Here is a 13,801-nt window from a genome sequence, read left to right as displayed (position 1 = left end):
CAACGATTATTCGCGGTGGTAAGGATGGTTCGCGGTGATGCTCCACGCTCGGTACAAGCTTTCTGCCATTACGATACGCACTAAAGGGTGGGGTAGCGTTAAGGCAGACAATGACCAGCTTTGGTCTGCTGCAGCTTTGCATGCAGGAGCGAGTCCTTCAGGACCGCCGATTAAGATTGATACATCACGGCCATCTAATTTCCAAGCTTCTAACTGCTCAGCAAGTTGAGGAGTGTCCCATTTTTTACCTGGGATATCTAACGTGACGATACGGTTGCCTTTTGGTACCGCAGCGAGCATCGCTTCCCCTTCTTTTTGCAGGATGCGAGCGATATCGGCATTTTTTCCACGTTTGCCAGCAGAGATTTCAATCAACTCCAATGGCATATCATGTGGGAAACGGCGACGATATTCTTGAAAGCCTTCCTCAACCCATTTTGGCATTTTTGTGCCAACAGCAATTAGTTGAATTTTCAAAAGATTAACCCCAGAGTTTTTCTAGCTGGTAGAGTTCGCGGTGCTCTTCTTGCATCACGTGAAGCATGGCGTCGCCCATATCTAGGACTACCCATTCACCTTCGTTTTCACCTTCCATTCCTAGTGGCTCAAGACCGGCTTTTTTCACTTCTGTTGCAACGTGGTCAGCGATGGATGAAACGTGGCGTTTGGATGTGCCAGTACAGATGATCATGTAATCTGTAACGCTTGATTTATCTTCCACATTTAGGACGATAATGTCTTCCGCTTTCATGTCGTCGGCTTTATCAGCTAAAAAGTCTTTCAGTTCTTCGCGAAGCACTCGGTTTTCCTCGGTTTGTCTCTTATCTCTACAGTGTTTTACATTCTTGCTTGCAAAACAGGTCGCGCACTATATCACGCTTTGATTTTTAAATTGCCAGCTTAATATCAGGAGAGCAGGTTTCTAAGCTCAACTGATGAATAGTTGGCCATACAGACTCGTCATATTGAGTTTTGGCTTTTATCTCTGCTTGAGCCAACAAGGAGAGCAATGCACAAATACGACTCGCCGATAAGCGGGTCAGTGCTGCGTTATAGAGTGGACGCTTGTTTTGCCAAACTCGATATTTCTCAAATACCTGGTTCATTCCCATTTGAGTTAAGTCTTGATGCATATTTAAAAGTTGGCTCAACTCTTTTTGTACACTTCGAATCAAGATCACGGTCTCGACCCCTTCCGCCTCAAGTTGGCGAAGAATACGTTGTGCACGGTTTGCTTTACCTGCCAGTAAGGCGTCGATCCAGTTAAACGTAGTGAAGTGATTATGGCGACTTAGGGCTTCCTCTAAACGTATGATAGTCAGCTCACCATCCGGGTAGAGTAGGGCCAATTTCTCTAAGCTTTGTGACAATGCAAATAGGTTACCTTCATGCCATTGAGCCAACATTTGCAGTGATTGTTGATCGGGTTTTAGTCCCAACGTGCGGCAACGTGTCTGAATGAACATAGGTAAGCGTTGTAGATCTGGCGACAAACAGCTTACCCAGTCGCCTTTTGAGCTTAATGCTTTGAACCATTTCGCATTTTCTTGGGCTTTGGTCAGTTTGCTACCAACAATGACGAGCATGATGTCATCATGCAGCATATCACACAGTGTTTGCAGCTCTTTGCTGACGGCGGTTGTCACGCCACTCTCTGGAATTTCAAGCTCGATCAATTGACGGTTTGAGAACAGGCTCATCGCTTGGAAGCAATCGTAAACTTGATTCCAGTCGATGCTTGCGTCTACCGCAAAACGGTGTTTTTCCTCAAAACCTTGTTGAAACGCTGCCTTTTGGATTGCTTGGCGGCTCTCTTGAATCAGTAACGGCTCATTACCAAAGATTAGGTAAACTTGTTTAACGTGTTTAGTTAAATGATCCGTTAATTTATCGGCATAAATTCGCATAGTGATTAAGAGTTTGTATTCGCTGGCTCAGAGATTTGTCCTGCTTCATATTCGGCACGAATACGGCCCAACTGGCGCATCATCTGTTTTGCAGCTTGCAAGCGCATCTCGTCTTCAATTACGTCACGTTCAACAGATTTTGCAAGTGCCGTCAACGGGTTGTCTAGGTAGTTGCGGTTTACTGTTGTCGTAAAGTTTTTAGAGCCATAGCCAGGAATCGTCACACGGTATTTTACTACGTATGTCAGCTCTTTTTCTGCTGCACGGCTATTTTGATACAGAGACAGTGTACGCTCATCGATAGTCGCTTCCGTCAAATGAAGGTTGGGTACAGTCGATGATGGTTGAACAAGTTCAACTTTGTTTAGTTCGAGTTGAGAGCGAACATAGCGAGTTAATTCACTGTATTCATCGTAGCTGGAGAAAGACATAGTGTGCAGCTCTTCCGGTACGGAATACTCGCCGCGAAGGTGAAAACCACAGGCAGAAAGAAGCCCCGCTAATACCAATACCACTGGTAGTTTAATCAAAGAGAAAAAGCGCATTGATTGTATTCATCCTAAATTGAAGGGGTTATTTACCTTAAACCACTCATGTGAATGGTTTGAGGTAAATAAACAGGGTAGCGAACTACCCTGTTTAATGACTCTTGGTTAACAAATAAGTTCGCTAAACAGAGACAAATTGCAAGCTGTGATTAGTTTGCAACGATGTTCAGCAGTTTACCTGGAACGTAAATGACTTTACGAATAGTCAGGCCATCAGTGAACTTAACCACGTTTTCGTCGTTTAGACCAAGCTGTTCGATATCGTCTTTAGAGATATCCGCTGGGACTGTTAGCTTCGCACGTAGCTTACCGTTAACTTGAACAACGATAGTTTTTTCGTCTTCAACTAGCGCTTTTTCGTCAAACGTCGGCCATGCCGCGTTATCAATGTCTGTTTCACCTAGTGCTGCCCATAGCTCGTATGAGATATGCGGAGTGATAGGGTAAAGCATGACAACAATAGCTTTCAGTGCTTCGTCAAGGATTGCACGATCTTGCGCAGATTCTTGAGGCGCTTTCGCTAGTTTGTTCATCAGCTCCATGATCGCTGCGATCGCGGTGTTGAATGTTTGACGACGAGCGATATCGTCCGTCACTTTCGCGATAGTTTTGTGAACGTCACGGCGAAGTGCTTTTTGATCACCAGAAAGCGCTGCGGTATCTACTGCTTCTGCTGCGCCTTTCGCTGTGTGCTCTTTCACTAGTTTCCAAACACGTTTCAGGAAGCGATTCGCACCTTCTACGCCAGACTCTTGCCATTCAAGCGTCATGTCTGCTGGAGACGCGAACATCATGAATAGACGTACTGTGTCAGCGCCGTACTTGTCTACCATTTCTTGAGGGTCGATACCGTTGTTCTTAGACTTAGACATCTTGATCATGCCTGAGTGCGTTACATCGCGACCTTCAGTGTCTTTAGCAGAAGTAATGCGGCCTTTACCATCACGTTCAACGGCTACGTCTGTTGGAGCTACCCACTCTTTACCGCCTTTCTCGTTCTCGAAGTAGAACGCGTCTGCCAGTACCATGCCTTGACACAGTAGCTGCTTGAACGGTTCGTCAGACGTTACGTAGCCCGCGTCACGTAGCAACTTGTGGAAGAAGCGAGAGTACAGTAGGTGCATACAAGCGTGCTCGATACCGCCGATGTACTGGTCTACTGGTAGCCAGTAGTTTGCTTTTTCTGGATCTAGGATGTCGTCTGCTTGCGGTGAACAGTAACGCGCGTAGTACCAAGAAGATTCCATGAACGTATCGAACGTATCTGTCTCACGTAGAGCAGGTTCGCCGTTGAATGTGGTCTTCGCCCATTCTTTATCTGCTTTGATTGGGCTGGTTACGCCGTCCATTACCACGTCTTCTGGAAGAATCACTGGTAGTTGGTCAGCGGGTACTGGGTGAACTTCACCGTCTTCAGTCGTTACCATTGGGATTGGTGCGCCCCAGTAACGTTGACGAGATACACCCCAGTCGCGTAGACGGAAGTTTACAGTCTTAGTGCCTTTACCTTCTGCTTCTAGCTTTGCTGCAATTGCATCGAACGCCGCTTGGAATTCTAGGCCGTCGAACTCACCAGAATCGAATAGTACGCCTTTCTCAGTGTATGCTGCTTCAGAGATGTCGAGCTCGCTGCCATCAGCAGGCTTGATAACTGGCACGATGTCTAGACCGTACTTCGTTGCGAACTCGTAGTCACGTTGGTCATGCGCAGGTACTGCCATTACAGCGCCTGTACCGTAGTCCATCAATACGAAGTTTGCTACGTATACTGGTACTTCACGGCCGTTCAATGGATGAATAGCAGTAAGGCCAGTAGCCATACCTTTCTTCTCCATTGTCGCTAGCTCAGCTTCTGCAACTTTGTTGTTCTTACATTCGTCGATAAACGCTGCAAGCTCTGGGTTGTTCTCTGCAGCAAGAGCTGCAAGAGGGTGGCCGGCTGCGATGCCCACGTAAGTCACACCCATTAGCGTATCTGGACGTGTCGTGTAAACTTCTAGGTCTTGTTGACCCTTAACTTCAAACTTCAGCTCAACGCCTTCAGAGCGGCCAATCCAGTTGCGCTGCATGGTTTTTACCATTTCAGGCCAACCTTCAAGCTTATCTAGGTCGTCTAGTAGCTCTTGAGCATATTCAGTGATTTTGATGAACCATTGAGGGATTTCTTTTTGCTCTACAGGCGTATCACAACGCCAGCAACAACCGTCTTCAACCTGCTCGTTTGCAAGAACAGTTTGGTCGTTAGGACACCAGTTAACAGAAGAAGTCTTCTTGTAAACTAAACCTTTCTCGTAAAGCTTAGTGAAGAACTCTTGCTCCCAGCGGTAGTACTCCGGTGTACAAGTTGCGAATTCACGGTTCCAATCGTAACCAAAGCCTAGAAGCTTAAGTTGGTTCTTCATGTATTCGATGTTTTCGTAAGTCCAAGGTGCTGGCGCAGTTTTGTTTTTTACTGCTGCGTTTTCTGCTGGTAGACCGAATGCGTCCCAACCGATTGGTTGCATCACGTTTTTGCCTTGTAGGCGTTGGAAACGAGATACTACATCACCGATAGTGTAGTTGCGCACGTGACCCATGTGCAGTCGACCACTTGGGTATGGGAACATGGATAGACAGTAGAATTTTTCTTTATTTGGGTCTTCACTTACAACAAAGGTTTTGTTGTCATCCCAGTGCTTTTGAACTTTTTGTTCAATATCTTGTGGGTTGTATTGTTCTTGCATCGATGGTATCCGTTATCTTGGAATTTGTGAGTTCGGTTAGAACAGACTTAAATAGATCGTCATAGAATACCTAAAGCTAGGGATCACAACAATAGCCAATCTGTACCCATGCGCCCTTAAGTGACGCAGGTAGGAGAAAGATGGAGGTCAGTTATGCCTAAACGTAAAACAGGTTATGAGGAAATGCTCGAGGATGTGATTGAAACCTTGAAGCACAGTCCGGAAGAAGTTAACAAAGCGATTGAGACGTCGGGCAAAGTGGTGGATGCTGCTAATGACTTGACCAAAGATGAATTAGCTTTAATCAAAGCATACCTTAAAGCAGACTTAAAAGAGTTTTCAGAGAGTTACGAGGACAGTAAAAGCGGCCCGTTTTACTTAACGATTGCGGATTCGATATGGCAAGGGCTGTTAGAGATTACAGACCGAACTAAAGTTGAGTGGGTTGAGTTGTTCGATGACTTAGAGCATCAAGGGCTATATGAAGCAGGAGAGGTGATAGGCTTAGGCACTTTGGTCTGTGATGAGTGTGGTCACAAGACAACGTATAACCACCCAACTGTAATCATTCCGTGTATTAAATGTGGTCACAAAGGCTTTACTCGCCAGTCATTAAAGCCATAAATGGCGCGTAACGACTGTATAATGCAATGAATAAAAAAGAGGCTTGGTCGCCTCTTTTTTGTCTTTTCTACTTTCAAGCTGTTATCAGCTCTGTTTTCTTCTTAAACCGAAAGCCAGCGCTAAACTTAATCCCACCCAAATATACAATGGCCAAGTACCTACGATTCGATATGGCGTTTTCCCATTGGTTGGGGTGAGCTCTGCGCGTAGCACTGCAGTTTCAAACTGCGGTACTTGCTCAACGATTTTTCCCTTGTGATCGGTTACCGCTGTTAATCCATTGTTCGTCGAGCGGATGAGCGGTTTACCTAATTCTAAGGCACGCATACGGGCGATCTCCATATGCTGAAGAGGGCCGATAGAGTGACCAAACCATGCGTCGTTTGATAACGTTAGAATGAAGTCCGTTTCGTCAGTCACATTTTGACGCACTTGTTCATTAAAGATGATCTCATAGCAAAGCGCTGGTGCCATGTGCATGCCATTCGCAACGATGTTGGGCTGCACAAAAGCTCCCCGGCTAAACGACGACATCGGCAAGTTAAAGAATGGCGCTAATGGGCGCAAAATATCTTCAAATGGAACAAACTCACCAAACGGTAACAAGTGATGCTTATGGTAGCGTTCGCTCAAGTCGAAACTGTAGTCACCGTATGGTGTGATGCCAAGGGATAGGATACTGTTGTAGAACTGTCGATCTTCAGCTTGGTTGACGACACCAGTGATGATTGCGCTGTTATTCATTTTTGCTGCGCTGTCGATATTGCTCAAAAATGAAGGCACTTCAATTTCAAAAGCAGGAATTGCAGCTTCTGGCCAGACGATAATATCAGCGTCCCAGTTTTCACGAGTGAGATCGGCGTATTTCATGATGGTTGGCCAACGTTGGCTTGGCAGCCACTTAAGGTTTTGGTCAACGTTACCTTGAATCAGCGCGAGCTTAGTCGTGTCTTCTGGCCGAGGTGTTACCCAATCGTAGTTTCGAATCCCAAAGCCTGTGCTGAGTAATACCGCGGGAATAACCACCATCAGCCACTGTTTATGAACCCAAGCATAGGCTAATGCCCCCGCACTAATAAGGACAAACAGAGTGAGCAGTTCCACGCCACCGATAGGCGCAAAGCTTGCTAGTGGAGCATCAATCTGGCTGTAACCTAGCCATAACCAAGGGAAGCCGGTCATCACCCAACCACGCAACCAATCACTGATTAGCCATAAAGCGGGCGCAGCGAGAAGCGCTTTTGTGAGTGTGAATTGAGGAAATAGCTTGTTGTTGAGCCAAGCAAATAAGCCTGAATAAACAGCCAAGTAGGCGACAAGCAAGCCCATTAAAAATAAATTGGCAATCAGTGGCATGCCACCAAAGCCGGAGATACTGACGTACACCCAGCTAACGCCAGTTGCAAATTGACCTAACCCCCAAGCATAGCCAATCCACAGTGCGCGTTTCGGTGTTTGGTTAGCAAGAAGAATCAGTAGAATAGCTGGGCTAAGAATGGCAATAGGCCACAACTGGTAAGGTGCAAAAGCGAGCGTAGTAGAGGCGCCAACAAAAGCGGCCACTAAGGGCCGCTTGAGGCGATGAAAGAGTTCATTCATCATTATAATTTTCTGAGATTCCCAATGGGTATCGCGTTACTCTTGAGTGGCTTCAACCAGGGTTTCTTCGTCTGGGATCGTCACTTGGAGTTGAATGACACGACGGTTATCGGCAGCGGTGACTTTGAAGTTGTAACCTTCAATTTCAACCAGTTCACCACGAGAAGGTAAGTGACCAAAGGCAGTCATGACCATGCCACCAACGGTATCTACTTCCTCATCGCTGAAGTTAGTTCCAAATGTCTCATTAAACTCTTCGATGGTTGTCAGCGCTCTGACAGCAAACGTATGCTTGCTAAGCTTACGAATGTCTGTCTCTTCGCTTTCATCGAATTCATCTTCGATATCCCCGACGATTTCTTCAAGGATATCTTCAATGGTCACAAGACCAGAAACACCACCGAATTCATCGACAACAATGGCCATATGATAACGTTCTTCACGGAACTCTTTCAGCAGTCGATCAACGCGTTTACTTTCCGGTACCACAACGGCTGGTCGAATAACTTCTTCGATATCAAATGGATTACTGCCTGAGCCTAAGTATTTAAGTAAGTCCTTCGCAAGAAGAATGCCTTCCACATGGTCTTTATCTTCGCTGATCACAGGGTAGCGAGAGTGTTGAGCATCGGTAATCAAGGCAACCAAGGTATCAAGGTCGTGAGTACGCTCAACCGTAACCATTTGCGAACGCGGGATCATAATGTCACGCACGCGCATTTCGGAGATTTCCATAACACCTTCAAGCATATCGCGGGTGTCATGGTCAATCAGGTCATTGACTTCAGAGTCACGGATAACATCCACAAGCTCTTGGCGATCTTTTGGTTCGCCCTGAAATAATTGACCTAGACGTTCAAAGAAGGACTTTCTACTCGGACCTTCTGCCTTTTCTTTCTTATCTTCGTTAGAAGAGGGAGAATTATCTTCGTTCATTGTTTCTCAATTAAGTAACGCTATCAGAAGTGTGATAGCACACATAGAGAGGCGAACACGAGAATCATTTAGGTGGTTCGCCTTTCCCTGCTGAATAGCCAATGGCTACTCTTTTTCAGCAATGTAAGGGTCTTCATAGCCCATACCTTGCATGATTTCGGTTTCGAGGGACTCCATCTCTTCGGCTTCGTCATCCTCAATATGATCATAACCTAGCAGATGCAAGCTGCCATGTACAACCATATGCGCCCAATGTGCTAACAGAGGCTTGTTCTGTTCAATTGCCTCTTTTTCAACGACTTGGCGGCAAATAATTAAGTCGCCAAGTAAATCTACTTCCATACCTGGAGGGGCTTCAAATGGAAAAGACAACACATTGGTCGGTTTATCTTTACCACGATACTCATGGTTAAGCGTGTGACTTTCTTGTTCATCCACAATGCGAATGGTGACTTCGGCTTGTGGCTGGAAGAGAGGAATCGTCTTATCTAGCCACAATTGGAAATCTTGCTGCGAAGGCAGCCCTTCTTCATTTTCGACTGCCAGTTGCAGATCAAGTTCAATCGCCATGATTATTCCTTAGTGGAAGCAACTTGTGCATTCAGTTCGGCTTTTGCTGCTTCTAGTAACTTCGCATCGCGTTCTTCACGACGACGCTTCTCGAACTCTTTACGCTCTTTCTGGTCTTGTGCTTCCCACTTCTCATACGCGTTAACGATACGAGCAACCACAGGATGACGTACAACGTCGTCTGCTAAGAAGAAGTTAAAGCTGATGTCGTCGACTTCGCTTAGTACTTCAATAGCATGACGAAGACCTGATTTTGCACCACGAGGTAAGTCGATTTGCGTGACGTCACCAGTGATAACTGCGCGAGAGTTAAAACCAATACGTGTTAGGAACATCTTCATCTGCTCAACCGTGGTGTTCTGACTCTCATCAAGAATGATGAAAGCGTCGTTTAGAGTACGACCACGCATGTAAGCAAGAGGGGCTACCTCAATCACGTTACGTTCAATCAGCTTCTCTACGCGCTCAAAGCCCAACATTTCAAATAGGGCATCGTATAGCGGACGTAGGTATGGGTCGACTTTCTGGCTTAAGTCACCAGGTAGGAAGCCCAGTTTCTCACCGGCTTCAACCGCAGGGCGCGTCAATAGAATACGACGGATCTCTTGGCGCTCTAGTGCGTCAACTGCTGCTGCAACAGCAAGATAAGTTTTACCTGTACCAGCTGGGCCAATACCAAAAGAAATATCATGCGTGACCATATTAACCAAGTACTGAGCTTGGTTTGGCGTACGTGGTTTGATCACGCCTTTCTTGGTTTTGACGAAGACTTCTTTACCATGCTCGATATTAGACTCAGTATTCTGCTCAAGAACACCAGACTCTTTAATTGCTAGATGGATCTGTTCAGGCTCAATGTCTGGGATCTCACCTCGTACAGGCGCGGTATCAACATACAGAGTTTTCAGGATATCCAGCGCAGCTGATGCGGTATGAGGTTTACCGACAATTGTAAAATGGTCACTACGGTGGTTAATTTCAACGCCTAGACGACGTTCTAAATGCTTGATGTTGTCATCGAATGGACCGCACAGGATAGCAAGTCGGCGGTTGTCGGAAGGTTCTAGGTTAATTTCTAGAGTTACGATTTTATTACTCAATGTTGCCTCTCATTTTTTGCCACTTAGTGAGAGCCTGATAACGACCAGGCTCTCCATGGCTATTTATACGAGCTTATGGCGTAAAAGTAGCTACACCCAGCTCATCTTCGCGACGTGTTTTCGCCATCATCTGCGTTGGGGAAATCACACTACGAAGATCCATGTCTTTTTCAGTACGTACTAGCTCACCACGCAGTGAGTTCGCAAATACGTCTACGATCTTCACATCAACGAACTGACCAATTAGGTCTGCACTACCTTCAAAGTTTACTACACGGTTGTTTTCTGTACGAGCGCGCAGTTCCATTAGGTTTTTCTTCGAAGGACCTTCAACTAGAACACGTTGTTCTGTGCCAAGCATTAAGCGAGAGTAACGCATCGCTTGAGCATTGATAGTTTGCTGTAGTTCGTAAAGGCGCTCTTTCTTCACTTGTTCTGATACATCACAAGGGTAATCCGCTGCTGGCGTACCTGGACGTGGAGAGAAGATGAAGCTGAAGCTCATGTCAAAGTCTACATCTTTGATTAGCTTCATTGTGTCTTGGAAGTCTTTGTCTGTCTCACCAGGGAAACCAACAATAAAGTCTGAACTGATTTGAATATCAGGACGAGCTTTACGCAGTTTACGGATGATCGACTTGTACTCGATAGCGGTGTGAGGGCGTTTCATCATAGTTAGGATACGGTCACTACCACTTTGCACAGGTAAGTGCAGGAAGCTCACAAGCTCAGGCGTATCTTCGTAAACCGCGATGATGTCGTCAGTGAATTCTAGCGGGTGGCTCGTTGTGAAACGAATACGGTCGATACCATCGATAGACGCAACCAAACGAAGCAGTTCTGCAAATGAACAGATTTCACCGTCGTGTGTTGGACCGCGGTACGCGTTTACGTTTTGACCCAGTAGGTTTACTTCACGTACGCCTTGTTCAGCAAGCTGTGCGATTTCGAACAGTACATCGTCCATTGGACGGCTTACTTCTTCACCACGAGTGTACGGTACGACACAGTAAGTACAGTACTTCGAGCAGCCTTCCATAATAGAAACGAATGCTGTCGCACCTTCAGCGCGAGGTTCTGGTAGGCGGTCGAATTTTTCGATCTCTGGGAACGAAATGTCCATAACTGGTGCGTCATCCGACTGAGATTGTTTGATCATCTCAGGTAGGCGGTGCAGAGTTTGTGGGCCAAAAATAACGTCGACGTATGGTGCACGTTCACGAATATGGTCACCTTCTTGCGTTGCTACACAACCACCTACACCGATAACTACGCCAGGTTTTTTATCTTTTAGTGTTTTCCAGCGGCCAAGCTGGTGGAAAACTTTCTCTTGCGCTTTTTCACGGATCGAACAGGTGTTAAGTAGAAGTACGTCTGCTTCCTCTGGCTCTTCCGTCAGCTCGTAGCCGTTTGCAGCATTAAGCAGGTCGGCCATTTTTGATGAATCGTATTCGTTCATCTGGCAGCCCCAGGTTTTAATTAGCAGTTTCTTACTCATCTCACTTTCGCTCGTTCAGTTGTACTTAAATTGGAGAGCTATTGCTCAAATTATAGCCGCCATCACGGCGGTAAGCGGCGTATTGTACTGCTTTAAAAAGCACCTGACTAGTGATCTGGCTAATTCTCTGCAAAGCCTGATGAAATCTAGTTTTTCGCCCTATGCAGAACAAGGTTTTTTGTTAAACAATTTTGTAAAAATAGCCATGGAAAGTACAATAAAAAACGCCAATTAATCAGCACGATGAAGAGTAAAAAATGAACAAGTATGACATCGCCGTGATCGGTGGCGGTATGGTTGGGGCAGCCGTCGCTGTTGGATTTGCCAAGCAGGGCAGAAGCGTTGTCTTGGTTGAAGGTGCAAAACCCAAAGCTTTTGATGCCGCTCAGGCGATGGATATTCGCGTATCTGCGATTTCGCACCAGTCGGTGGAGTTACTTGATTCACTCGGCGCATGGTCAGAAATTAAAAGTATGCGAGTTTGCCCTTATCGGCGTTTAGAAACTTGGGAGCACCCGGAGTGCCGTACTCGTTTTCACTCTGATGAACTGTCATTGGAGCAGCTAGGTTATATCGTTGAAAACCGCCTAATCCAATTAGGTCTTTGGCAAGTCTTCTCTCAGTATGACAATGTAACCGTGATGTGTCCCGAGCGATTAAAATACATTGAGTTTGCAGATGTAAACCTTGTGACACTAGAAAGTGGGGTGCAGTTTGAAGCTAACTGGGTAATTGGTGCTGATGGTGCAAACTCTAAAGTTCGTCAATTGGCTGGAATTGGTGTGACTGCGTGGGATTACCGACAACACTGCATGTTGATTAACGTGAAAACAGAATTGCCACAGCAAGATATCACTTGGCAACAATTTACTCCTTCAGGCCCGCGTTCATTTTTACCTTTGTGCTCTTTGACTAATGAAGACGGTCAAGAAGTAGGCCAAGGTTCGTTGGTTTGGTATGACTCGCCAAAACGCATTAAACAACTGTGTGCGATGGGTAAACCTCAACTGAGGGAAGAAATCTTACGTCATTTCCCTGCTGAATTGGGCGATATTGAAGTTTTACAGTTTGGCTCATTCCCACTCACTCGTCGTCATGCGCAAAGCTACTCAAGCAAAAATTGCGTGTTAGTGGGTGACTCTGCCCATACGATTAACCCGCTTGCAGGGCAAGGGGTAAACTTAGGCTTCAAAGATGTAGACGTTCTCCTTTCGGTAACAGAACACCAAGAAAAGCTGGAAGATACCTTACTCGCGAAATACGAACGCGCACGTCGACCTGACAACTTACTCATGCAGACGGGCATGGACTTTTTCTATAAAGGTTTTAGCAACGATCTTGGGCCATTGAAGTTCGTACGTAATGCTGCATTGAAGCTTGCTGAAAACTCAGGGCCAATTAAGGCTCAAGTACTGAAATACGCGTTAGGTATGTAGTAAGCTACTAAAATCACAGATAGAAAAAAAGCGAGCCATGAGCTCGCTTTTTTAATTCGGCAAATCTAATGATTTCCCGAGTCCAGAACCAAAAAAAGAAAAAACCCAGCAAAATCATGCTGGGTTTTCCGATAATGGTGCGGAAGGAGAGACTTGAACTCTCACACCTTGCGGCGCCAGAACCTAAATCTGGTGCGTCTACCAATTCCGCCACTTCCGCAACTTGATCTGTAGATATCAAGATAATTGGTAAAATCTCAATATCGTTGTGTATGGCAGGGCTACCTGGATTCGAACCAGGGAATGGCGGCATCAAAAGCCGCTGCCTTACCGCTTGGCGATAGCCCTACATTGCTCTAATAAAAGAGACTTAAATAATGGTGCGGAAGGAGAGACTTGAACTCTCACACCTTGCGGCGCCAGAACCTAAATCTGGTGCGTCTACCAATTCCGCCACTTCCGCGTATTCTGATAGTGTAGATTAATTTAAGATGGTGCGGAAGGAGAGACTTGAACTCTCACACCTTGCGGCGCCAGAACCTAAATCTGGTGCGTCTACCAATTCCGCCACTTCCGCATCTTAAATCTACGTGACTGATAGCTTATGCTAGCAATCCAATCAATGGTGGCTACGACGGGATTCGAACCTGTGACCCCATCATTATGAGTGATGTGCTCTAACCAGCTGAGCTACGTAGCCATTTTAAACTTTTGATCAATAATGGTGCGGAAGGAGAGACTTGAACTCTCACACCTTGCGGCGCCAGAACCTAAATCTGGTGCGTCTACCAATTCCGCCACTTCCGCAACTTGATCTGTAGATATCAAGATAATTGGTAAAATCTCAATATCGTTGTGTA

At 45.9% G+C, this 13,801-nt stretch carries 12 protein-coding genes and 6 tRNA genes; 2 read left to right on the top strand and 16 right to left on the bottom strand.

Annotation, left to right across the window (positions count from 1 at the left end; genetic code table 11):
* Positions 1-6: 6 nt before the first annotated feature.
* From rlmH to leuS, 5 genes are all read right to left on the bottom strand, one after another.
* Positions 7-477, bottom strand: coding sequence for a 23S rRNA (pseudouridine(1915)-N(3))-methyltransferase RlmH (rlmH, locus tag NL644_RS19815; RefSeq protein WP_017821762.1), 471 nt, complete (start codon positions 475-477; stop codon positions 7-9).
* 4 nt (positions 478-481) lie between these two features.
* Complete coding sequence (rsfS, locus tag NL644_RS19810) at positions 482-799, bottom strand: ribosome silencing factor (RefSeq protein ID WP_005373015.1); 318 nt, start codon at positions 797-799, stop codon at positions 482-484.
* A gap of 88 nt (positions 800-887) precedes the next feature.
* Entirely contained in the window at positions 888-1,907 is a 1,020-nt protein-coding gene (gene holA / locus NL644_RS19805; protein WP_046874295.1) for a DNA polymerase III subunit delta, read from the bottom strand.
* 5 nt (positions 1,908-1,912) lie between these two features.
* On the bottom strand, positions 1,913-2,452 hold the full coding sequence (gene lptE, locus NL644_RS19800; RefSeq protein ID WP_005373019.1) for an LPS assembly lipoprotein LptE: 540 nt from the start codon (positions 2,450-2,452) through the stop codon (positions 1,913-1,915).
* A gap of 152 nt (positions 2,453-2,604) precedes the next feature.
* Positions 2,605-5,178, bottom strand: coding sequence for a leucine--tRNA ligase (gene leuS / locus NL644_RS19795; RefSeq protein ID WP_005391313.1), 2,574 nt, complete (start codon positions 5,176-5,178; stop codon positions 2,605-2,607).
* Positions 5,179-5,331: 153 nt separating this feature from the next.
* On the opposite strand from leuS, the gene NL644_RS19790 reads away from it, so the two are divergent.
* Positions 5,332-5,802 carry a zinc ribbon-containing protein gene (locus tag NL644_RS19790; protein ID WP_005373024.1) on the top strand — a complete coding sequence of 157 codons (471 nt, stop codon included), beginning with the start codon at positions 5,332-5,334 and terminating at the stop codon, positions 5,800-5,802.
* Positions 5,803-5,886: 84 nt separating this feature from the next.
* Here the strand turns inward: NL644_RS19790 and lnt are convergent, their stop codons facing one another.
* From lnt to miaB, 5 genes are all read right to left on the bottom strand, one after another.
* Complete coding sequence (gene lnt, locus NL644_RS19785; RefSeq protein WP_114323806.1) at positions 5,887-7,404, bottom strand: apolipoprotein N-acyltransferase; 1,518 nt, start codon at positions 7,402-7,404, stop codon at positions 5,887-5,889.
* Positions 7,405-7,437: 33 nt separating this feature from the next.
* Positions 7,438-8,337, bottom strand: a complete 900-nt coding sequence (corC, locus tag NL644_RS19780) for a CNNM family magnesium/cobalt transport protein CorC (protein WP_005384118.1) — start codon at positions 8,335-8,337, stop codon at positions 7,438-7,440.
* A gap of 105 nt (positions 8,338-8,442) precedes the next feature.
* Positions 8,443-8,907 carry an rRNA maturation RNase YbeY gene (ybeY, locus tag NL644_RS19775; protein ID WP_253658722.1) on the bottom strand — a complete coding sequence of 155 codons (465 nt, stop codon included), beginning with the start codon at positions 8,905-8,907 and terminating at the stop codon, positions 8,443-8,445.
* 2 nt (positions 8,908-8,909) lie between these two features.
* Positions 8,910-10,007 (bottom strand): PhoH family protein, encoded by a 1,098-nt coding sequence (locus tag NL644_RS19770; protein WP_114323804.1) that lies wholly within the window; start codon positions 10,005-10,007, stop codon positions 8,910-8,912.
* A gap of 73 nt (positions 10,008-10,080) precedes the next feature.
* Complete coding sequence (gene miaB / locus NL644_RS19765) at positions 10,081-11,505, bottom strand: tRNA (N6-isopentenyl adenosine(37)-C2)-methylthiotransferase MiaB (protein ID WP_005391310.1); 1,425 nt, start codon at positions 11,503-11,505, stop codon at positions 10,081-10,083.
* Between the two features lie 257 nt (positions 11,506-11,762).
* Here miaB and NL644_RS19760 point away from each other — a divergent pair, with 257 nt between their 5' ends.
* Entirely contained in the window at positions 11,763-12,941 is a 1,179-nt protein-coding gene (locus NL644_RS19760; protein WP_114323803.1) for a 2-octaprenyl-3-methyl-6-methoxy-1,4-benzoquinol hydroxylase, read from the top strand.
* A 135-nt stretch (positions 12,942-13,076) separates the two neighbouring features.
* Here the strand turns inward: NL644_RS19760 and NL644_RS19755 are convergent.
* The 6 genes from NL644_RS19755 to NL644_RS19730 all read right to left on the bottom strand — a co-directional run bounded on the left by NL644_RS19755 (position 13,077) and on the right by NL644_RS19730 (position 13,748).
* Positions 13,077-13,161: transfer RNA gene (locus NL644_RS19755), tRNA-Leu, on the bottom strand.
* Between the two features lie 53 nt (positions 13,162-13,214).
* Positions 13,215-13,289, bottom strand: a tRNA-Gln gene (locus NL644_RS19750).
* A gap of 30 nt (positions 13,290-13,319) precedes the next feature.
* Positions 13,320-13,404, bottom strand: a tRNA-Leu gene (locus NL644_RS19745).
* Positions 13,405-13,433: 29 nt separating this feature from the next.
* Positions 13,434-13,518 (bottom strand) — tRNA-Leu (locus tag NL644_RS19740).
* A 46-nt stretch (positions 13,519-13,564) separates the two neighbouring features.
* Positions 13,565-13,641: transfer RNA gene (locus NL644_RS19735), tRNA-Met, on the bottom strand.
* Between the two features lie 22 nt (positions 13,642-13,663).
* Positions 13,664-13,748, bottom strand: a tRNA-Leu gene (locus NL644_RS19730).
* Positions 13,749-13,801: the final 53 nt, after the last annotated feature.

The sequence above is a fragment of the Vibrio sp. Y10_XG_PY6 genome, from assembly GCF_024181795.1.
Classification (GTDB): Bacteria; Pseudomonadota; Gammaproteobacteria; order Enterobacterales; family Vibrionaceae; genus Vibrio; species Vibrio diabolicus.
This window is presented reverse-complemented; position numbering and strand designations above follow the sequence as displayed.

Bases quoted from the DNA above. Each gene is read 5' to 3' on its own strand.
- holA (WP_046874295.1), bottom strand. From the start codon at position 1,907: ATGCGAATTTATGCCGATAAATTAACGGATCATTTAACTAAACACGTT.
- lptE (WP_005373019.1), bottom strand. From the start codon at position 2,452: ATGCGCTTTTTCTCTTTGATTAAACTACCAGTGGTATTGGTATTAGCG.
- leuS (WP_005391313.1), bottom strand. From the start codon at position 5,178: ATGCAAGAACAATACAACCCACAAGATATTGAACAAAAAGTTCAAAAG.
- NL644_RS19790 (WP_005373024.1), top strand. From the start codon at position 5,332: ATGCCTAAACGTAAAACAGGTTATGAGGAAATGCTCGAGGATGTGATT.
- lnt (WP_114323806.1), bottom strand. From the start codon at position 7,404: ATGATGAATGAACTCTTTCATCGCCTCAAGCGGCCCTTAGTGGCCGCT.
- corC (WP_005384118.1), bottom strand. From the start codon at position 8,337: ATGAACGAAGATAATTCTCCCTCTTCTAACGAAGATAAGAAAGAAAAG.
- ybeY (WP_253658722.1), bottom strand. From the start codon at position 8,907: ATGGCGATTGAACTTGATCTGCAACTGGCAGTCGAAAATGAAGAAGGG.
- miaB (WP_005391310.1), bottom strand. From the start codon at position 11,505: ATGAGTAAGAAACTGCTAATTAAAACCTGGGGCTGCCAGATGAACGAA.
- NL644_RS19760 (WP_114323803.1), top strand. From the start codon at position 11,763: ATGAACAAGTATGACATCGCCGTGATCGGTGGCGGTATGGTTGGGGCA.